The 20867-nt window shown below is 44.0% G+C and carries 16 protein-coding genes and 1 pseudogene; 4 read left to right on the top strand and 13 right to left on the bottom strand.

What is annotated here, in order from left to right:
* The 3 genes and pseudogenes from E2L07_RS21320 to E2L07_RS17050 all read right to left on the bottom strand — a co-directional run.
* Nucleotides 1-519: pseudogene (locus E2L07_RS21320) on the bottom strand (IS630 family transposase); the annotation flags it as partial.
* A gap of 70 nt (nucleotides 520-589) precedes the next feature.
* The gene (locus E2L07_RS17055) at nucleotides 590-892 is read right to left on the bottom strand and encodes a FixH family protein (protein ID WP_166740111.1); all 303 of its coding nucleotides are present in this window, start codon (nucleotides 890-892) and stop codon (nucleotides 590-592) included.
* A 17-nt stretch (nucleotides 893-909) separates the two neighbouring features.
* The gene (locus E2L07_RS17050) at nucleotides 910-2295 is read right to left on the bottom strand and encodes a PepSY-associated TM helix domain-containing protein (protein ID WP_134230158.1); all 1386 of its coding nucleotides are present in this window, start codon (nucleotides 2293-2295) and stop codon (nucleotides 910-912) included.
* 201 nt (nucleotides 2296-2496) lie between these two features.
* Here E2L07_RS17050 and E2L07_RS17045 point away from each other — a divergent pair, with 201 nt between their 5' ends.
* The 4 genes from E2L07_RS17045 (at nucleotide 2497) to E2L07_RS17030 (ending at nucleotide 6365) form a co-directional block, all read left to right on the top strand.
* On the top strand, nucleotides 2497-3054 hold the full coding sequence (locus E2L07_RS17045; RefSeq protein ID WP_134230157.1) for an isochorismatase family protein: 558 nt from the start codon (nucleotides 2497-2499) through the stop codon (nucleotides 3052-3054).
* Nucleotides 3055-3290: 236 nt separating this feature from the next.
* Nucleotides 3291-3560, top strand: a complete 270-nt coding sequence (gene rpsN / locus E2L07_RS17040; RefSeq protein WP_053431812.1) for a 30S ribosomal protein S14 — start codon at nucleotides 3291-3293, stop codon at nucleotides 3558-3560.
* A gap of 24 nt (nucleotides 3561-3584) precedes the next feature.
* Nucleotides 3585-4604 carry a GTP-binding protein gene (locus tag E2L07_RS17035; RefSeq protein WP_134230156.1) on the top strand — a complete coding sequence of 340 codons (1020 nt, stop codon included), beginning with the start codon at nucleotides 3585-3587 and terminating at the stop codon, nucleotides 4602-4604.
* 258 nt (nucleotides 4605-4862) lie between these two features.
* Nucleotides 4863-6365 (top strand): transposase, encoded by a 1503-nt coding sequence (locus E2L07_RS17030; RefSeq protein WP_134230155.1) that lies wholly within the window; start codon nucleotides 4863-4865, stop codon nucleotides 6363-6365.
* Between the two features lie 141 nt (nucleotides 6366-6506).
* On the opposite strand, the gene E2L07_RS17025 is transcribed toward E2L07_RS17030, so the two are convergent.
* The 10 genes from E2L07_RS17025 to E2L07_RS16980 form a co-directional block, all read right to left on the bottom strand.
* Nucleotides 6507-7238: a TIGR03943 family putative permease subunit gene (locus E2L07_RS17025; RefSeq protein WP_134230154.1), complete on the bottom strand. Its 732-nt coding sequence runs from the start codon at nucleotides 7236-7238 to the stop codon at nucleotides 6507-6509.
* Nucleotides 7239-7249: 11 nt separating this feature from the next.
* On the bottom strand, nucleotides 7250-8251 hold the full coding sequence (locus E2L07_RS17020; protein WP_134230153.1) for a permease: 1002 nt from the start codon (nucleotides 8249-8251) through the stop codon (nucleotides 7250-7252).
* Between the two features lie 128 nt (nucleotides 8252-8379).
* The gene (locus E2L07_RS17015) at nucleotides 8380-9327 is read right to left on the bottom strand and encodes a CobW family GTP-binding protein (RefSeq protein ID WP_243854983.1); all 948 of its coding nucleotides are present in this window, start codon (nucleotides 9325-9327) and stop codon (nucleotides 8380-8382) included.
* 125 nt (nucleotides 9328-9452) lie between these two features.
* Complete coding sequence (locus E2L07_RS17010; RefSeq protein WP_134230152.1) at nucleotides 9453-10652, bottom strand: GTP-binding protein; 1200 nt, start codon at nucleotides 10650-10652, stop codon at nucleotides 9453-9455.
* A gap of 129 nt (nucleotides 10653-10781) precedes the next feature.
* On the bottom strand, nucleotides 10782-11615 hold the full coding sequence (locus E2L07_RS17005; protein ID WP_134230151.1) for an alpha/beta fold hydrolase: 834 nt from the start codon (nucleotides 11613-11615) through the stop codon (nucleotides 10782-10784).
* A gap of 45 nt (nucleotides 11616-11660) precedes the next feature.
* Nucleotides 11661-12209, bottom strand: a complete 549-nt coding sequence (locus E2L07_RS17000; RefSeq protein WP_134230150.1) for a DUF1572 domain-containing protein — start codon at nucleotides 12207-12209, stop codon at nucleotides 11661-11663.
* A 137-nt stretch (nucleotides 12210-12346) separates the two neighbouring features.
* Nucleotides 12347-12892, bottom strand: coding sequence for a GNAT family N-acetyltransferase (locus E2L07_RS16995; protein WP_134230149.1), 546 nt, complete (start codon nucleotides 12890-12892; stop codon nucleotides 12347-12349).
* Between the two features lie 170 nt (nucleotides 12893-13062).
* Nucleotides 13063-16860 carry an FIVAR domain-containing protein gene (locus E2L07_RS16990; protein ID WP_053431820.1) on the bottom strand — a complete coding sequence of 1266 codons (3798 nt, stop codon included), beginning with the start codon at nucleotides 16858-16860 and terminating at the stop codon, nucleotides 13063-13065.
* Nucleotides 16861-17260: 400 nt separating this feature from the next.
* Entirely contained in the window at nucleotides 17261-20080 is a 2820-nt protein-coding gene (locus E2L07_RS16985) for an immunoglobulin-like domain-containing protein (RefSeq protein ID WP_134230148.1), read from the bottom strand.
* 433 nt (nucleotides 20081-20513) lie between these two features.
* Nucleotides 20514-20867, bottom strand: a 354-nt coding sequence (locus E2L07_RS16980; protein ID WP_134228631.1) for an integrase core domain-containing protein, incomplete at its 5' end; no start/stop codon positions are given.

Below are 20867 nucleotides of genomic sequence, written 5' to 3'. Positions count from 1 at the left end.
TTAAAAGTTTTTTTTATAGGTAGGAAAGGTCTCTTCCATAAACTCTTTTTGTTTCACTCGGTCAGCTTTTGCTAGCGTATAAGTAGGTTTCGTATAACTAAGACCTAAATCGTGTAAAAGCCGTGAGACACCACGAAGAGTATACTTTTTGTTCCATTCTTTCTCTATAAACGAAGCAATGATCTTCAGAGTCCAATTATGCTTAGCTGGAAAACCAACATCAACTGGAAGTTTGGTTGCGATAACTTGAGCTAATTCATGCTCTTGTTCAGGTGTTAATTTACGGGGGGCTCCCGGTGATTGTCCTATCGTTAAACCATCTAACCCTTTTTCTTCATAGGCATTCACATAATTATAGATGGTTTTTTCGGAACGTCCGATCATGGTAGTAATCTCTTTTTTAGAATAGGCTTGTAAATATAAATAGATGGCTTGATAACGTTCATACATTCGTTTATCTTTAGTTGTTTTCATTAATGCAAGCAGGGTTTGAATTTCATGTTGACGTGAATCAGTCATTGGGTTTCTCTCCATTCATTGATAAGTGTTACGCTTATACTTCGACAGAGAGTGATTGTAACCCTTTAATTCAATTTATATAGATCCCGTCTTCCACATGGCTTGCTTCGATAAGCTCTCCTTGCTCCCGATCGTGGCCTTGCCAAATTTCAAATTGAATGTCTGTCGCATCTGTCACATTCTCGTCTCCTTGTGTGACGTGAATCGCCAACTCATGGAGAGTGTTTGGTTTTAGCTCATCCGAAATCGCAAACGCTACGTCAATGACCTCCATTCTGTCTTGTGACAGTTCTGCCGGATCGGTATTGGCTGTACATCCTGCCACAACCACCAGTAAAATGACGAAAATATAATAGAAACGTGCCTGTCTCACATTCATTCCTCCTCCAATTATGAATACCACGCTTGCAGTCGCTTCATTTTAGATAAAACAAAGCGATCCAAGAAATAAATGAAAATAATTGAGAGCCCGACGAGAGGCATGATGATTCCCATGACCATCATGATGACAAAAACCGTTCGCGAAACCTTTCGATCCTTCACTTGAGTAGGTGCCCCTAATGACCGTTGAGGCTTTCGCTTTTTCCACATCACCCACGAGCTAACAATTAACCCGATCAAACCTAGGCAGGTGATCAAACCAAGAATTTGATTGGGCAAGCCGAACAATCGTCCTTCGTGAAGAGCGATTCCGATCGTAATCCCTTTCGCCATCATCCCGTAATCATGGAAACGCACATCACTTAAAATCGCCCCACTATACTGATCCACATGGATGGTAGCATTATCCCCAGGTTTCGTATGGGAGCTGGCGATCGTATAGACACCCGTGTCCCCTTCCGGCATCGAAATCGTATATGGTTTGTTCACTTCTCTTGTCTCTGCAAGGTACGTCACATCTTCAAGAGAAATCGGGACTTGTCCTCCTGAGGAGGTAGGAACCGTTAATTGTTCAGTTGCCCACGGAACATCGTCTGCCACTTCTTTTGTTTTAACAGTCGACTCCGGCTTGTCCCTAAAACTAAGTGCATACGGGGGATACCCCGTATTCGTTGAAGTAGCGATACGATTGATTTGCTCCCCCATTACTCCTGTCCAAGGGAGACCTGTTGCAATTAAAATGAAGATGAACAAGGATAACCAGAACGCCGGCACCGCGTGCATGTCACGCCAAAAGACCCGTCCTTTTTTCTTGAATCGCGGAAGGATGGTCCCCAAAATGGACGTTCTGCTTCTCGGCCACCAAATATAAAGTCCAGTAAGTAATAAGATCACCGCCCAACAGGCTGCAAGCTCGACAAGCCTGTTCGCAAACGTACCGCCAACCCACAATTCACTATGAATCTTTTTAAAGATTTCTGTTAGCTTTTCACTGTTCACGAGAGAGCCTTGAACTTCCCCATTGTAAGGATTTACATAAACGGAAATCCGTTCCCCATCCTTCATCATGCTGATCTCCGTCGTCCGCTGAGGATCGTCGTAAAATCGTACCGAGCTTACAGGCGACTCAGGAAACGCTTCCTTCGCTCGTGCCACTAAGGCAGACGGGGTTAACGTAGCTTCCTTTATTTCCTGAACGTAGTACAACTCTTGGTACAAGGACGCTTCAATTTGTGGTTTAAAAAGATAGACGCCCCCACTAATCGCAAAAATGATCAAAAACGGTGAAAATATGAGGCCTGCATAAAAATGCCACCGCCATACGACTCGGTATCGCGCTCGCTTTCCCTGCTCGGCCTCCTTTGTTTTCACCCTCTCGTTTGCCGCTCCCACCATGTCCACTCCTTCTCCTTTCTGTTTTCCGAAGTCAGTGTAAACAAAAGTTGTGAAAAGGACGTGAAATCTAAAGGAGTTTCTAAATTTGTCAAATTTACAATAGGTAGGAACAACCCGCCGCTACTCTCTTAAAAGAAATTTAGTCACTTACTAAAAATTTGCAGTATACTTGAATCATAGTAAATTTCAGGAGGAGATTAGTTGAAACAAGCCCTCATCATTATTGACGCCCAGCAGGAATTAATCGAAGGTTCTAAAGAAGTTCCACCCGTTTTTGAGAAAGAACGTCTCGTAGCAAACATCAATACGGTCATTGAAAAAGCGAATACTGAAAACGCCGCTATTGTTTTTATAAGAGATGTAGATGTTGCCAATGGAGAAGGGCCTGGATTCGACATTCACAAAGACATTAAGGTGCCCCCATCAGCGGTTATTTTTAATAAATCCGCCACCAATTGTTTTTACGGTACACCACTAGACACATATTTAACGGAAAACAACATCCAACACCTTGTGATGATGGGTTGTAAAACAGAACATTGTATCGATACTGCCGTCAGAACGGCCACCGTCCGTCATGTTGATGTCACATTAGTTGGAGATGGACATTCTACTACTGATTCAAAAACGTTGTCTGCTAAACAAATCATTCTTCATCATAACGAAGCCCTCCACGGCCATTACAATGTAGACCACTTTTCAATCGTCAGAAATACGAACGAAGCTTTGTTCGAGCCTACACATAATCAATTTCGGTAGGATAGGCTTTCTTCTAAATGGTTCAACCTCTCTGAGAAATCTCAGAGAGGTTTCGCTCGATTCATTAGCTCTTTTTTCTGTTGTCGCTGAGTGATTATCGCCTTAAGCAACTAAGTTTGGCTAACAAACCGTAACGATTACGATTGATTTCGTCACAGCCCTTTACTTCGGACGCTATTTCTACTATGATATAAATCGTAATGATTTTGATTTTCAAAAGAAAGGTGGTAAACGTTATGGCGAAGAAATCAAAAGTCGCAAAGGAAAAAAAACGTCAGGAGCTCGTCGCTCGTTATGCAGAATTAAGAAAAGAGTTAAAAGAAAAAGGTGACTACGAAGCACTCCGAAAGCTTCCTCGAGACTCCTCCCCTACTCGGTTAACGAGACGATGCGAAATGACCGGCAGACCACGGGGCGTCTTACGCAAGTTCAAGCTGTCACGGATTGCGTTTCGCGAGCTTGCACATAAAGGGCAAATTCCTGGCGTGAAAAAATCAAGCTGGTAATGAATTAGACAAGGGGTGTCGAGGTTGAATAGACAAAAGCCACTCACAGTGATCTCAGGCTTCTCGGAAAACGGGAAGAGAGAGTTGATGAAAAGCTATCAAGAAAACCGACAAAACCACGTAAAGATCATTCGCTTTCACCCCAAAGCTATGAAGCTTACATTAAATGGTGAGGATCCTTTTCCGGTCACGAGCTTTATTGGCGAGGCGATCCATCATGTGGAAGCGACAACCGAAGCTGATTTGATGTCGTTATTAGCTAAAGAGCACCAAAACCGTAGCACAGATGAGATTCTTTTAGATGTTTCTCCTTTCTCATCCATCGACAGCCTTTTAGAGCAATTCACTTCAGATCATCACTGGTTCATTGCATCCCATATTCATGTATTGGATGCTAAAGCGTTTTGGTTTTCTTACTTCTCAGAACACGAGATTATCACCGCTGACCAAGATTTCACTCAAACGTTAGGGGAAGCGCTCATCCTTCAGCTAGAGTTAGCGGACACCCTTTGTCTTTATCACCAGTATGGGCTTTCCTCTGAGCGCCTCGGTGAACTTACAGCCTTTTTACGCGTGCTCCAGCCACGAGCGTTGCTATGTGATTTGCACGAAGCCATTCAACGTTGCCAAAAGGGGCATACAACCTTTGACAAGAACGGCTATGCGTCTCTTTATGTGGAACAGCGGAACCTTGTCGCTTCACGACAACATGTAAAAGTGATCCACAACTACGGGGTTGATACGTTTTTCTATCAAAGCTCACAGCCTGTTGGCATTCACCAGTTGGAGCGATTTTTCGAGCATCTTCCGAACGACATTTTTCGCATGAAGGGGCGTTGCTATAACCCGCAAACAGGTGAGCTTCACTCCATTTCTCAAGTAGGTGCCCATATTCAAGTTGACACAACGACCACAGATCTAATGGAGAACCGTGACGTTCAAACAGAGTTATTGTTTATTGGTTTTGAGCTAGATCGTGACGCACTTAGTCGTCTCCTTCATGAGTGCCTACAACCAAACCATGATCGAATCGCCTTTGGTTAAGGATAGACGTATGGGTTTGCGGGAGGTTCAATTTCCTCCCACTCGATGACGCGGATGACAGGTAATAAAACCCCTCCATGTTGTTTGAATAGCTACTCGGAAATTAATTTTCCGCACCAGCTCTAGTCTTTTGACTAGGGCTTTTTTATTGCTTCACCCCCAAAACAGGAGTGCGAACAAACTTTCCTCTTGACAAACATTTGTTCCTCAAATAATTAAGTGAAAGGTTTTTTCATCACTTGAAATGGGGGAATAATTATGCTTACTAACATTCGTACACATGAATCTTATCTTAACTTTGTTGTTGAACAGCTAGATCTACAATTCGATGACAAAACTTTTTTAACGGATTTTTACTCCAAACCTATCGTTTGGTGTTCTTTGGTTGATCTAACCGATGCTGGCACTCTCCTGAAACATCGCTATTCCTCGAATCCCAGAGGAAGAAAACCCCGTAATCCTTGTGATATGCTTCGTAGTTTAATGCTTATGCATGATCAAAAGGTTACCAGTGTAGATCAATGGGTGTTCACCTTAAAAACAACTCCCATTTGGGCTATTCTTAGTGGCTTTACTCCGGATAATGTTCCTGGAGTAGGAACCTTTTATGACTTTTTCAATCGCCTTTGGTTAGCTCCTTCTCCACATCTATCCAATCGGAAGAAGCGAAAATTAAAGAAGGCAAAAAAGAAAGGAAAAAAGAATCAGAAACTTGAACCGAAAAATCCGAAAATTGTTCAAAAGTTAGTGAAGCGTGCCTTAAAAAACAAGAAAGTTCGATATACAGCCAAGGCCCACGACCAGCTCCAAATCCTTTTTCAGTCTTTATTCGTTCATCCATCCGCATCGAAAGGATTAGTAGGGAACACCCAATCACTAAGCATGATGGCTGACGGATCTCCCGTGATAACAGGTGGTCGGCCTTATGGTAAGTTCCTTTGTGACTGCCGTAAACAAGGTAATTGGAAATGCCAATGTCAACGGCAGTTTTCAGACCCTGATGCTGATTACGGTTGGGATAGTTCTCGTGAAAAGTACTATTATGGTAGAAGTCTTTTCATGGTAGCTGCTTCGGATAGTCCTTATGATTTACCGATTTATCCTAGGATGTATCGTGCCAGTAAACATGACTCTGTCTTGTTTGTCAGTACCTTCCATGAACTCAAACATTGGTATCCCGATTGGACGTTTGGTGAAGTCATCCTAGACTCAGCTCTGGATGCTTATCCGATCTATGAAATGTTAGAACACCATGATGTTTCTGCCATCATTGACCTCAATCCAAGGCGTTCAAAACAGTTCATCTACAATGAAATGGACATTAACTTAGACGGCGTTCCAATCTGTCCCATCGGTAGAAAAATGCTCGATTGGGGAGTCGATAAGAAACGATATCGCCGTAAATGGCGCTGTCCAGCTGTCGTTGGAAAATGGACATGTCCCACACCTTGTTCAGAATCTGCTTATGGACGGACCTTTTATACATCGACGAAGGATAACCCTCGTCTTTTTCCTAGAGTAAAACGTGATAGTAAGGAATGGTATAAGCGTTATGCTTTACGTACTGGGGTCGAGCGTTGTATCAAACGACAAAAAATTGATTATCGTTTAGAGGATTCAAGAGGTCGTAGTTCTAGACATTGGAATATTCGAAGTTACATCATCGGCATGTGCCAACATGCCGATGCCTGGATGAAGGAAGCAGAAAAGAATCATTTCTCAACTATAGATCCCATAATTAAATCTCTGCTCTCCCTATAAAGCCATCATCAACATCTTAAAATACATTTTTTAAAAAATCCACTGCTTGTGGTTTATTTAACATGCACTTTTTTGAAAATGACGTTGAAAATTCCAATTGGTCCTCTTGAATCTCGCTTTCATCCCCCAAAAGACCCAGAATTAGCTATTTAATTTCCGAGTCTCTATTTTGACATCTAACACACCCATTACTTGAAGCCATTGATCCTCTCTTCCCCCTAATGAATCCTCATGCTCAAGGATGAATCCTGCCGCATGGCTGTCCGCGACACAATGGGTGACGAGAAATCGTGTAATGACCGTCACCTTTTCATCCTGACAGTCCTCTATAATAAACCCTTCTAGCAAAATTGGTTTGCCAACAAAGCGCGTAGGGTATGTCGTTAGCGCCCGCAATGAGCTAACGAAATTGTCACGGTGTAATATCAAAGCAGACTGCTCCAGCAGCTCTTGCACATTTTTCTCTAAAGAGGCTTCATCGCGTGCTTCGTGTTGGGATACTTGATACTGAACCCCTCGTTTTAGCGCTTCAGCCGCTCCAAAATCTTTAAATGGGAACAGAAAGCCGATCATTAGTGGCAAGCTGATGAGTCCATAGGAAATAACATGCTTCATAGCAAAACGTCCTTCTTCTCCATGACTACAGCCCCAAAGGCCACACCCGCAAAGGTCGTCCTCTGAATTCGTGAACATTCTCGGCACTTGGATGAAAAATAAAAACAAGAAGAGGATCGACGCAATTTGACTGAGGTGCACGTATTGGGGGTTGATAAACCGAGCGATCTCTCCCGTCTCATGCAACAGGAAGAGAAACACCGCAAACAGCAATAAGATGACCGCTTTCAGCAATTGGTTTGTGCGTATGTACATCATCGTCTGCCCTCCTAGTCAATCCATGGATGCATTAGTAGCAAAATCCCCGCAACGGTGCCTGTGATCATCACCATTAGCACCATGACAAATCGAAACTTAAAGACCGCCAGCATCATGATCGTATTTTTCAAATCTAACATTGGGCCGTAAATTAAAAATCCAAGGAGCGAGGTTTGCGGGAACACATGATGAAAGGAAGCCGCAATAAAGGCATCCGCCTCTGAACATAAAGAAAGAAGGTAAGCAAGTCCCATCATGATGAGCGTAGACGTAACGATCCCTTCACTAAGTCCGAGGAGAGAGCTAGTTGAAACATAGGTTTGAACGAATGCAGCTAACAGTGCACCGATCATTAAAAACTTTCCCATGTCAAAAAATTCATCAATTGAATGTCGAAACATCGCGTTAAACCTTTCGCCTAACGGAGGCTTCGATCCAGCAGTTTCACCACGTGTGACATCTTCTCTTGTCCGCTTTAGCTGATTTCGCCTAAAAACACTCGCAATCAGCCCAGCGACAATGATGGCGATGACGAGCCCGAGCGACATACGTAAAAAGGCCATCGGTAGACTTCCTCCAAACGCCACATAGGTGGAAAACAGCACGATCGGATTAATCAAAGGACCTGTCAGGAGAAACCCTACTCCGGCGTAAAGGGGAACTCCCTTTGCGATTAAGCGACGCACGATCGGAACAATCCCGCATTCACACGCCGGAAACAGCGCTCCAATGAAACAGCTGGAAATGACCGCCAAGAACGGATGTTGCGGAATGAATCGTTTAAGATGAGCTTCGGTAACAAACACTTGAATGATTCCAGCAATCAATACACCGATTAACACAAACGGAATCGCTTCGATAAAAATACTTAAAAAAATCACATTGAACGTTAATAGCGATTCAGGCAAGATGAGCTGATGGAGCGTGAACTGCTTATGAAAGACCATCACGATCGCCGCTAGCCCAAGCAACAGAAAACCTACAACTCCCGTATAATCCTGTTTCGTATCCATCCAGTTCCCTTCTCTCCGCACGTAGGTTATTTCATCTCTATGCGGACAAACAGTAAATCAGAATTATTATGATTTAGAAAAAAATGAAGTCATCAAAAAAAAGCAGCCGCATAAGGCAGCTACTTCGTCTATCCAACCGTTGCTTTCTCCACAAGCTGCGCCCAATCTTCTTTGATCTCATGCTCGTGTAAGTCGATTCCGATTAAGACAATGTACGGCTCGCCATGAAAAAGGGCACGTGACCATTGAACCCGCTTCATGGCCTGCTGCATCAAATACGTACCATTCTCAAAATGAACATACCCTTTAGCCCTCAGTAGTCGGGGTTTCCACTTTTTCAAAAACCTTTCAATGTCCTTCTTTCTTGTTTGTGTGGAGAGGGATAAGGTGATGCTTTTCACTCTTGAAAACGAATGATGATGATCATTCGTTTTGAGTCTCATACGGTTGTGCTCGATCGAGGATGGTGCCGTATTAAAAAGTGAATCTAACTCCACCTTGCTGTACGTAGAAAATACGGTCTTGGCAACAGGATTGAGCCGTTTAATGAATTTTTCGATTTTCGCTTTTTTTGAATCTGACACTAAGTCGATTTTATTAACTATGAGGAAATCCCCTACCTCCACTTGCCGTCTCGTTGTTTTTACAAGCTCTCGATCGGAGTCAAACAAACTGTTATAAGCAAGAATATTCTCCGCATCGATTAATGTAATTATCTTCTTCACGTACACTCGATCAATGATCTGAGGCTCTGTCAACGAGTCGACTACTTCTTCAGGGTTGGCTACACCTGTTAGCTCAATAAAAAGCACGTCAGGCTTTCGCGCTAACAACGTTTCCATGCAGTTAACCACTTCACTTTTTTTATTGCAGCACATACAACCATCTAATAACTTTTCGACCTGATGACTTTTCTCTGAAATCATCTGGCCATCTGTATCGGTTTTTCCCATCTCATTCATTAACACCGCAGATTTTAGTTTTCTCTTTTCACTTTCAACTAACAGCCGTTCCAGTAACGTTGTTTTCCCGCTTCCTAAAAAACCACTTAAGATAAATACCGGTACTTTCACCATTTGATCTCCCTCCAAATGTGTACTCTTTTATTGTTACGTTTCATAAATCGTAATTATCCTTATTTATAAACAATGAAAGATAGAACCCAATCAAAGTTGAGCTCTATCTTTTTTAGAGGAGCCGTCTACGCTCTTTGCAAATTCCACTTGAATGGGTCTTCTAGCTGCTCCCAATCCGACGAAAACTCTCCGTCTGTTAACAGACAGTGATCTAATTCACGTGTAATCTCTTCCGGGTTTAAGTCGGTTCCAATAAACACTAATTTAGTATGACGATCTCCGTACGTTTCATCCCAAGCCTCTAGCAAGTGGGGATTTTCTCGTAAAATGTGCTGCTTCTCTGCCTCTGGAAGGCTGGCAACCCAAAATGAAACAGGCTCGATGGTTACAGACGGTCCCGCCTGTGAGAGTAAAAGCGCCAAGTTGTTTCGCGTGGCGCACCATGCAATCCCTTTAGCTCGAACGATATTTTCAGGCATCGAATGAATCCAGTGGTTGAAGCGTTCTGAATGGAACGGCTCCCGTCTCGTATAGACGAACGACGAAATCCCATATTCCTCCGTTTCCGGTGTATGCTGCGCGTGTCCAGCTGTAAGCTCTCGGATCCAACCGGCAGAGTTGCTCGCCTCTTCAAAGTTAAATCGCCCCGTATGTAATATCTCTTTCGGGTCAACCTCCGCGTTAATCGTGCGAATGATTTTCGCTTTTGGCTGTAAAGTTTTGAGCACGCTTTCTAGTTTCTCAAGCTCCGCTTCTTCCACAAGATCACACTTGTTTAACAGCAGCACATCGCAAAACTCGATTTGATCAATAAGCAAATCGGCAATCTCCCGCTCATCTTCCTCACCGAGCGCCTCCTTTCGATCAAGCAGGCTGTCACCTGAGCGAAAATCATGCCAAAAACGATTCGCATCCACAACCGTCACCATCGTATCCAAGCGGCAAAACTTCGTTAAATCAATGTTAAGTTCCTCGTCAATGTAGGAAAATGTTTGTGCCACAGGGATCGGCTCGCTAATGCCGGTCGATTCAATGACGATATAATCAATATTTCCCGCACGTGCTAGCTTCTCGACTTCAATTAACAAATCCTCACGTAATGTGCAGCAAATACAGCCATTGGACATCTCAACTAATTTCTCTTCCGTCCTAGACAATTCACCGCCCTGCTTCACCAATTCGGCGTCAATGTTCACTTCACTCATGTCATTGACAATTACCGCAATTTTTAACCCTTGGCGATTTTTCAATAGATGATTAAGCAACGTTGTTTTCCCTGATCCAAGATATCCACTTAAAACCGTGACCGGAATCGTTTGACTCATATGGGCCTCCTAAAATCCTTTTTGTAAATCGTAATAATTACTATTTTCAATTTTAAACGAGACCACTTCATGTGTCAAAAGATTTTTGTTCTTGCTTCATGACAAAAAAGCCCATTCATTTGAATGGAGCTAGTCAATAAAGTCTAAGACCGCCTGTTGAAATTCGCTTGGATGTTCAAGATAAGGATGGTGTGCGCTTTTTAATACGCGGACATCAGAATGTTCAAATTTGAACCGCTGATGATGTTTCGGGCCAATCGCATGGTCATATGCTCCAGCGATAACCAGTGTCGGTTTCATAATCTTTGCCGTTAATGGAGTAAAATCTTGAAAGTAGTCAAGTGAGGAAAAAACATACCGTTGAAAGGCGACGTCACTATTCAATCCATCCCGATCCACCTCATCCATTCGTTTTTTCTGGGTGATGTCGACAAACTGAAAGGTGAAATACGTGTCGTTTTTTAACAAAGTCTGTACCATCGCCAAATAGTCTTTCATGATCAAATCAAGATCATTTGTAGTGTGTTCCTTTTCTGGTCTTCCTAAAATCGTTGCACCTTTTGTTAACTGATGACGAAGGGAATCTAACATGTGTAACGATGCATTGACCAGGATCAGCCCTTTTGTTCTATCGGGAAAACGGTGAGCGTAATGGACAGCAAGGATTCCTCCAAATGAGTGCCCCATCACATACCATTCATCGATTCCCAACCTATGCCTCAATTGCTCCACATCATCAATGAGCCGCTGCAACGAATAGTTTTTGTTTGGGCAATGATCCGAGCGTCCACAGCCACGCTGATCCAAATAAATCATTTCTAGTTTCTCTTCTAAAAGCCTTTGTGTGCACTGTTGAAATGACTTACTCCAATAGCCCGGTCCGCCGTGTAAATAAAGACAAGGTGCTCCCTTTCCATGACGGTCGTAAACAAGCTGTAATCCGTCATTCGTCGTGAACTTCATAGCAACACTTCCTTCATACGAACTTGCCTCAACGAATTCCCCTGTTCACTTTTCATTATCTGACCTATGTTTATTTAGCATTTGCTGTAAGTAGGTCTCGGATTGCCCTTTTGGAATGCTGAGGCTTTCCCAATCTGTATGTTTTCGTTCCTTTCCAATATATACGATCTGTCCGACATGATAAGCATAATGGGCCACCTGCCGTTCAATGGCTGCTAGGACTAGATGTTTTTCCCCGCGAATCGTTACCGTCTTCAGTAAATCGTCAGGCTGTAGTTCACCGAGCGCCTTCATGAGTGCAGACCACCCTTTTTCCCAGATCGCCATTAGTTCTGCTTTAGAAGTGATATCGTCGGTAAATTCTTCGTCACGATTGCGAGATTCTTTCTCTCCGTCGGTCGTTAAAAAATCAGTCCATCTGGAAATCATATTGCCACTCATATGCTTGACAATGATCGCCACACTATTGGACTCATCGTGATGGGACCAATGGATGTCCTCATTTGATAATTGACTTAATGTTCGATCACCTAGTCGTTTAACACTTTCAAATCTCTCAATCACGACGTTTAAATACTCGGCACCGATATTCATGCATACCTCCAAAATAGTTGACGTCCCTTTATATCAAATTTTACCACATTTAGCACCATTAAATGGTCATAAATAAAGGTGACGTTAATACGTTGCATTTTCACTCGCTCAGAAAAACATCTTTTATGTATGAACCTCTACTCCTTAAACCTTCCCATCAAAACGGTATTGTAGTATGTTCCGTCTGAAAGTCGTTTGTCCTTTTGTAACACCCCTTCCACTTCAAATCCAAATTGTTCATATCGTTTAATTGCCTTGCCATTAGTTTCAAGCACACTTAAATTCATTTTCTTGATTCCACTTGTGTCGGCCCAATGGATGGATTCGGCCAAAAGGTGCTTTCCGATCCCATATCCCCACCATTCTTTTAACACACAAACGCCAAATTCGACTTTGTGAGCCAACCGTTTCAGTTTGTTTCCTTCGCAGCGAGAGAAGCCGACAATTCGCTTATCCACTTCTGCTACTAAAAACAAATGATAGCTATTTTCCGTATCCTTTCTGATAATCTGTTTAAAGGCCGATTCATCTAAAAACGCCTCGCCCTGTTCTCGATCTAAATATTCCGTTTCGCCATCGATTTGCAGCCTTACTTCCGATAAATTTCTCGCATCATCCTCAGTTGCCGATCGTATGACACAGTCCATCCCGTTGCAAAGAAAAGCTTTTGGATGTATCTTCATGAAATCCCCTCTATCCATTTGTTGATTGCTGTCTCTAGCGTCTAGAGTAAAAGTTTAGCATGTTTATACAAAAAAGTGCGGAATCAAATTAGATTCAGGAGATGAAAGATTTCAAAAAGCTAGAAAAAGAAACAACCTACTCCATCAAGGAATAGGTTGCTTCTTTCAAGTTATTTTTCTTCCAACCCTTCGACTGCTTCCTGCAGAGCTGTCAGGGCGGCTGCTAGTTTATCCACTGAGCTATTCGGATTTTTCAACACCGCCTTCGCATGTTGCATCGCTTTGTGGAACACCTTCCAGCTTTCTTTCGTGTAGGCTTTTTTGTCTTTGCCTTGATTGGCCTCGTATAACTGTTGAAGCTTTCCCTTCACATCCTCCTGTTCCTTTTTCGATGAGCCTTTGATGACGTCTAGACCATCGAACACAAAGGTGCCGCCTTTGATGTCAATTTTGGCTAGATGCTTCGTATCGTCTAGCCCTCTTATGTGGTATGAGGTTTGCCTGTCACCTTTGGCATGAACTCGATGATTTTCGTCGACTAGTTCTCCGTCGATATAGACGTCGATGAGCGCATCTGGAGTGGCTCCGAATAAATTAAATCCTGTTCCTTCAAACTGGAAGATCATCGTGCTTGTCGGTTTGTCGGCTTGAGGGGTGCTATAAATATTGACGCCGCGATAGTCCATAAACGTTTCTTTTCGTTCATTCTCTCCTAAAGATACTTTTAACGTATGTGGACCTTCCTCAAGATCTCGAACGGAATACCTGATGCCGGTGCTAGGATCGACACCAAAGTTACCGACGTCTTCACCATCCAACTCGAATTTGTACAGCGTCTGTTCTCCCGTTCCTGCAAGGTAATCAATGCCTGTTCCCGTAAAGTGAATGAGAATGTACGGATCATCATCAAAGTTGGCCCACGCATTAGTGTTATTTGATCCCCAGGACGTATTTTTCCGAAACGCGTAGACAGTATTTTCTTCTGTGCCGATGTCTGCCTCATCTGATACTTTGACAATCTCGTTCGGCCCTAGTTTTTTCACAGCTAATACAGAGTCGGTTGTGGTGATTTCTGCTCGGCTAAAGCTCGTAAACCGCTCTTTCGCGACAACCTTCACGGTATGCTCTTTGTCTTCGAGGTTATCTTGCGACCAGACCATTTGCGTGATTTCGCTATTGTTGAAGTAGTTTGCTTCGCCGACCAACTCGCCATTTAAATAGACGTCCGCGGTTCCGTTCGATGGGTTGGTCACACCGTACAGCCGAATCTCTGTCCCTTTAAAAGTAATTTCAAAGGAAGCCCCGTTAGATCCCCACGCATTCGCACTGTTTGAAGACCAACTTCCATTGTAGAACACTTTATTTAACGTTCCTTGTTCCGTTGTTGAATCCCGATGGCCTACCGTGACCCCGTTCCACACAGGGACATCTGTCGCTGCGGTCATCAGTGTACGATTGAAGTGGGCATATCCTGCTTGCGTATAACTCCACTTCCCAACATAGCCGATCGGATTGTTGGCATCGATGTTGTTTAACGCTTCTTCTTCAGAATCGTAAGTTTTCCCTCGGGCATTATCAAATTTATCTGATTCATACGTATAGCCCTCAATTGGTTCCACTTTCACATTGTCAAACAGCGTTTCATAATAACCTGAACCTAACACGACTCGCCCAGACATGACGGTTGCATCCTTATCCGTATAAGAAGCTATTTCTTCGCCGTTAAGGTAAAGGGTAAACACGTTCTCTTTTGCTTCAAACGCAAGGTTATGCCAAACCTCTTGATCGAAATCTTCAACCGTCCCCTTTTCCACCACGTTTCCGAACCTGAGAATTTCATATGTTCCGTCTGTATAGATGCGAGCATTATACGGCGCGCTGGAATCGACGCCGCCAGCCTTCACTTGACGAACGCCAATCAGTGCGTAATTGGCTCGACCGCTTACTTCAGGAGTATACGTATCAAACAAAAAGTCGTACGACACTTTATAGTTGACCCAACGGAAATCACCGATTGTCGTATATGGATTACTGTTTGACTCGGCCCCATCGATCCCTCCCCAGACAGCCCATTCAGCCCCGATGATGTCAGGGGTGATTTTTTGCTGAAGCATGTTTCCGTGAGCGTCTGCATTCGGTATTTCCCGCTTCGTACGTTCCGCACTTCCTTTCGTGACAGGCTTGGTTGCTTCCTTCACGACTTCAAATGCACCACGCTGATCCGTCGTATACCGCGGGGTGCCTCCGCGACGATCCACGTAATCTCTACCTTTTTCATCGACAGGATAGCGATCATACTCAAAATCATCCGTATACGGCAATGGCATGATCGTATCTTTTGTAAGATCTACCGGCTGTGATTCATATTCAAAGCCGTCGATTTCCGCTTTTTTATCTAACGTCGTTATCGTGACAATCGAGTACGGCTTGACTTCAATTTCGTACTCACCTTCCGTAGGTGTGATGACATTAATCTGTTTAAACCAGTTCGCATCATAGGCTTGTCCTGCATATGGCCCACGAGTTTCCCAAACATACACGGATGCATTCTCTTTTCCACTCAAGTTTTTTGCCTCGATTTTGTACGTCCGTGTCTGTTTTGTATTGTTGGCAAAAACCGTCGTGTAGTCATCCGTTTCAGGGTCTTTTAAAGTCATGTAGTTATGCGTACTCGTATCAACATCGACACCACCGTCAAAGAAATTCCCATCGCTATACGTGGCATCCTTTACATACATCCAACGCTCATTTTCCGGTGTCGTCCGGTCATCGTAGCCGACAAAATTCATAACATGACGGACCCCTTGAACCCCGCCGTCCATTTCATAAAAGCCAGACCACGGGTCGGATGCGCTAATGAGGTGTTTCGGATTGTAGTTAGACCCTTCGTAAAACGCAGCAACCGATGGTTGAAAATCAAATGACACGGCTTGAAGCGGCAAATTCCCTGCTCCTGTCCAAGAATAGACGGAAATGATCCGTGACGTGACATCAATGATTCCTGCTCGTCCCCCTAACCCGTTATAGTGAGGCTCCATATTTAGCCGATAGCGAGCATTGATCATCGGCGCAATTCCTTCAGATACCCAAATTTCCTTCGGTTTTTTTCCATCTTCGATCAGCTTCTCTTGCAATTGAGCCAGTTCATTCGATCCAGTCAACCCGTAGTGGGAACTAATGACGTCGATTTCATCGATTAAGTCTGGATTGTCGAGTAAGGTCCGGCTGATGGTGGCCGTATCGCGATAGCCATCAGCGGCTACTAGTTTAATATCCTGATAGTCTGCTTCATAATTGGGCTCCTCTTTTATTCTTGATGTAAAATATTTCAGCCATTCGACTTCATTTCGCCCATTATTGTTGATCGCTCTTTCGTTTTGCGAGATTCCGATATAGTCCAATTGAAAGCCATACTCTTCATAAACAGCATCGATTGTTTGTTTATACCATTGGTAGCGATTTTCATACTCTTTATTGGCCGCCCCATTCCAAGTCCAACGAGGTTCACCCCAGCGCAAAATTTCCGTCGTAATATTCGGGTTGATGGATTTCGCATCTGCCGCGAATTGGAATCCAGCCCCTCTGAGCACATTTGCTGGTTCATCAGCATAGCGCATCGTGGCCGGTTCCGTTCCAGAAGAGGAGTCAACATCGGCCCCAAGCTCTACTTTGACGTGTGTGAGCCCAGCCCCCGTCTCTTTATTAAACAACTGATTCATAATCTCCCAATATTTTTCTGGATGCTCTTCTTTGTAATCTAGCAATAAACGAGTCGTATTGTTTGCTGATACGGTTCCAAAGCCTTTAAATCGGTTGTAGGGATCCACCTTGTTTCCATCAATGGTAATCGTTTTTGTCGCAGCTTCCGCCTTCGTTTCGCTAGTTGGTATAAACGGAATAGAGCTGAAAAGCAGGCAAATAATACACATCCATCCAATTGCAACTTTCATCTTTTTTTTCGTTCCCATGAAATTCTCCTTCCTCTGATTATCGGTCGAACGATTTGTGATAGCTAAATAGCAAAACAATCTGTCCCTCCCTTCCAATAGAGGATGGTCAGCAAATTCCTTCATTGTGTTGTCTTCCGTTGCCCAACCTGACCTTCTTCGCTCTGTTATGTTCCACTTTTTGTTGTTTATGTTAGCTGAAATCGGGGGCTCCCCTTTTCAGGTCTAACCTTCGCCTTCGTGTTATCTGACTTTTCAGACTAAATATTGTTAGCGCTTTCATTATTGCATACTCTCAACCTTTTTTATGCCATTATCTTGACAACATTTGCGATTTTTTTTACCCTTTCATCTTTTCGACATTTTCTTAAAGTAGAAAAAGCTAGCTTCCGAGGCTTTAACCTAGAAACTAGCTTTTCCACTATCTTAATTGATTGGCTAACGAGATTAACCGTTGCGCGTCTTCCTTCCTGATCGACTTACCTGTTTGCCCGTTCAGTTGATTTTCATAGGCTCTTAATTGCCCAATGACTGCTTTTTGCTGACCTTTCGCTGCCGATTTTTTTGCTGCTTGAAGCTTGCGAATGAGCGCGTCCGTCACTTCCTTGTTCGTCACGTACGATTCTGTCAGCTGAATGAGATGATCGAAATCAACTGTTGGTGTAGGCCCTTCCTCCTCTTCAACGGTCACCTCGCTGATGGCAATGAGCCCTCCATCCACCGTTGTGACAGTAATCCTTGCCTTTCCTTTACCTACGGCCGTCACCTTCCCCTCTTCATCAACAATGGCTACTTGTTCGTGATTACTTGACCAAACAACGTCTTGATTCACCGCCTCATGAGGCGTGACGGTTGCCGTTAGTTGCGCCGTACTCCCGACCGTTAACCGCAACGATTCTTGATCAAGGGTGACACCAGTTGGCTTTTGCACGGCTGGCGGCACGGAAACCGTCGGAACCTTGGTCGTCAAAGCATCGTGCTCGGCTTGTGTTACCGGGAGAACCGTTCCGTGGCGCGGACGGGATGGCAATTCAAAGCTAGCAGAGACCGTCCACTCTCCTGAATCTAAGTCGGTCGTTTCAAACGGAATATAGCCTCTTCCTCCAAACTCATCAATGAACATGTACCATTTTTCTTCCGTATTCGATTTGAAGATCGTCGCCCCTTCTCCTGCACTAATGGACCCTTTGCCAATCCCTTCTTTAATGAGCGTAAAATCAGAGTCAAGCACTGAATTCCCGACCTCTTGGAAAATGAATTTGCCGTTAGGAGTAGACGGCGTATTGCTTCGCTCGTCCTTGGAGAAGCGATAAATTCGATCGTTATGGGCGATCATCGTCGTATCAATGACGGAATACCCGTAGTCAATATACACTTTCGGTTCTGAAAATGTATAAAAATCTCTCGTCGTGCTATACATCATGCGGTTATAGGTCGAGCCGCTATGCTCCTCATTGTCATAGAGCTTCGATGCCCAAAAGACAACATATTCACCTGTCGTATGATCATAAAAGGCTTCCGGTGCCCACGTGTTTCCAGCCTCTGGCGGCGCCACTTCGACCATTCGCTGCTCAGACCAATGCACTAAATCATCCGATTCCCACACCATAATCGCTCGACTGCCGAAACGCTGGGCCCGATCCCAGTTTCCATTACCGTGGATCTTTAAGTCTGTCGCGATCATATAAAATTTGTCCCCTTCAGGAGAGCGAATAATAAACGGATCCCTTAACCCTTTTTCCCCTAAATCGGACGTAATGGCTGGATTACCATTGTTTAGCTCTCTCCATTTGAGCGGGTTGTTTCCTTCACTTAAAGCAAAATATATTTGCTCCCCGTTGGCGAACCCTTCACCCGTAAAATAGCTGAACAAATAGCCAGCAAAGTCTACCTGCTCCGGTAGCTCCTTCATATGGGCTAAAAAGGCCTTCGTCACCGTTTCCTCATTTAATGTGAGGGTAGCGGTGAGCTTCACCATTGTATCACCAGCACCATTTTCAGGCCGGGTCACTTCTCCTGTCGCTGTCACCACCTGCGGATTACTTGATGTCCACGTGATCGTTGAACCGTGTTCTCCTTTTGTCGGTAACGTTAAATTCCCGCGAACATCGTGGATGTTGTACACGATCAATGCTTGTGCATCTAATGTGACTGCAACCGCATCATGAGGCCGCTTCAAGACAATGACCGTAAACTCCTTCGTTACAGTGCTCACCCCATCGGTGATTTTCGCTGTCATCTTCACCGTTTGATCCCCATCTTCATAGGACGGCCTCGTCACCTTCCCTTCATTTGAAATGATGCTTTCGTTGTGAGATTCCCACGTAATCGTTGTGCCGTGAGCCCCTTGCTTAGGCAAGCTTAGATCGGTTGTGACTTCATCTTTATCCGCGTTTTGATTTAAAAAGGTGCTGTAGTCTAGCTGACTTGCTGCATGTTGCAAAAGGAGGTCGTCCATTTTCGCTATTTTCTCATCTGCCTTCTCGTTTAATGCGCTTACATCCGTTGCCGTTAAGGCCCTACTATACACTTCAAAACTAGCAATCATCCCACCAAAAAAAGGATCTGCCCCATAGAATGAACGCCCAATATAACCACTTCGACCGTTCACATTGCGGATCTGCTCTAACGTATACCCATTCGTCGAGCCTGTCCCGACTTGCTCTCCATCGATGTACAATGTTAACGTTTGTTCGGAACCTGACAGAACCGCAGTCACCAATTTCCATTCATTTGCCTGTAGCGCTCCCGTAGTCGCATTGGCCCCCGCTTCATTTCTCCAGCCGGTGATTCCTAGCCCGACGCGCGCTGAACGATCACCGGAATTACGCCTCGGAGTGACAAAAAGATAGCGATTGTCGTCCTGCCCTAGCGCAAAAATCCATTCCGCCTCTCGTTCCCCATTCCAATGAACTAAAGAGGAAACAGTCACACTTTCCAAGCCATTTAGCACCCCTTCTGGTAGGTCAATGTAAGCGTTCGAATTCCCTCCCTTAAAACGAATCACCCCAACATCAGTCCCTTGAATGAACTCAGCATTTTCAGGATTGACGAGCGTTCCTTCAAAACGACCCGTACTGTCGATCACCTTCGTTCCCTCGATGTTGGTCATGTCATAGTGAAGAATGAGGCCGGCACTCGTTCCGTTTTCTGCCACCGCCAGTTGTGAACTGAAGGCAAGCAATGTCGCGACCATGACGACAAAAAGGAGCATCCCAGCTAAACTTTGAATCTTGCTCATGTCTCACTCTCCCTTCCTTTTATTCAGATTTTTCAGACTTTATATGTTGGCGCTTTCATTATTGCATATTCCCCTCCCTCTTGTTGCCACTATCTTGACTTCTTTTACGATTATTTTGACATGTTGTCCTTCTCTCTCAGTCTTTTATCTTTCCATTTAAGTCGAGCTTGGATTTGACAATCCCAGGTAGTGTCAAAAGTTCTATGAAAAACTAGCACGGTTCATACTACCTACCATTTATTAGGTGGAAATGCCACGCTATCGCTCTTGACAAACACACCAATGGTTTATTCAGAGGTCAATCAAGGGCGAAGGGAACAAAAGAAGGCATGCTAAATAAACCCTTGACTTTTTCCATTTTAAACCATTGGCAAGTTCGGTTTGTCAAGAGTTCGCTTCGCCGATAGCTGAATAGGGCTCAGCTAAACAAAAGTTAGGCTGACTGTTGTTGAATCCAGTCTTGAGCTAATCCAATAAGGGCTGTCCACCTCGCTGGCATGGTTGGTAGCTTTTCTAATTCTGGAATTGTTACTGGCACTTTCCCTTCGAGTGAAGAATGTGGACGTAAGAAGTTAAAGTAAGCCACAAACAATGTCACAAAAGAAACAGATCCTTGTTCAGAACCAAAGCCGTGCGTCGATCGATAATTCCCTTTAAACGTGCGATTTAGTCTCTCGATGATTTGCTTGAGAGGTCGATACTCTCTAGAGACATCGTCTTCATTTGTTAGCCCGATGACCTGTTTTACGTCAAACGATATGTGGTTCTCTGCGAAGAAATGCTGTGC

The organism is Halalkalibacterium halodurans, from assembly GCF_004376175.1.
Lineage (GTDB): Bacteria > Bacillota > Bacilli > Bacillales > Bacillaceae_D > Halalkalibacterium > Halalkalibacterium halodurans.
This window is presented reverse-complemented; position numbering and strand designations above follow the sequence as displayed.

Coding starts and splice junctions, on each gene's coding strand:
- E2L07_RS17050 (WP_134230158.1), bottom strand. CDS start 2,295: ATGGTGGGAGCGGCAAACGAGAGGGTGAAAACAAAGGAGGCCGAGCAG.
- rpsN (WP_053431812.1), top strand. CDS start 3,291: ATGGCGAAGAAATCAAAAGTCGCAAAGGAAAAAAAACGTCAGGAGCTC.
- E2L07_RS17030 (WP_134230155.1), top strand. CDS start 4,863: ATGCTTACTAACATTCGTACACATGAATCTTATCTTAACTTTGTTGTT.
- E2L07_RS17025 (WP_134230154.1), bottom strand. CDS start 7,238: ATGATGTACATACGCACAAACCAATTGCTGAAAGCGGTCATCTTATTG.
- E2L07_RS17020 (WP_134230153.1), bottom strand. CDS start 8,251: ATGGATACGAAACAGGATTATACGGGAGTTGTAGGTTTTCTGTTGCTT.
- E2L07_RS17015 (WP_243854983.1), bottom strand. CDS start 9,327: ATGGTGAAAGTACCGGTATTTATCTTAAGTGGTTTTTTAGGAAGCGGG.
- E2L07_RS17010 (WP_134230152.1), bottom strand. CDS start 10,652: ATGAGTCAAACGATTCCGGTCACGGTTTTAAGTGGATATCTTGGATCA.
- E2L07_RS17005 (WP_134230151.1), bottom strand. CDS start 11,615: ATGAAGTTCACGACGAATGACGGATTACAGCTTGTTTACGACCGTCAT.
- E2L07_RS17000 (WP_134230150.1), bottom strand. CDS start 12,209: ATGAATATCGGTGCCGAGTATTTAAACGTCGTGATTGAGAGATTTGAA.
- E2L07_RS16995 (WP_134230149.1), bottom strand. CDS start 12,892: ATGAAGATACATCCAAAAGCTTTTCTTTGCAACGGGATGGACTGTGTC.
- E2L07_RS16990 (WP_053431820.1), bottom strand. CDS start 16,860: ATGGGAACGAAAAAAAAGATGAAAGTTGCAATTGGATGGATGTGTATT.
- E2L07_RS16985 (WP_134230148.1), bottom strand. CDS start 20,080: ATGAGCAAGATTCAAAGTTTAGCTGGGATGCTCCTTTTTGTCGTCATG.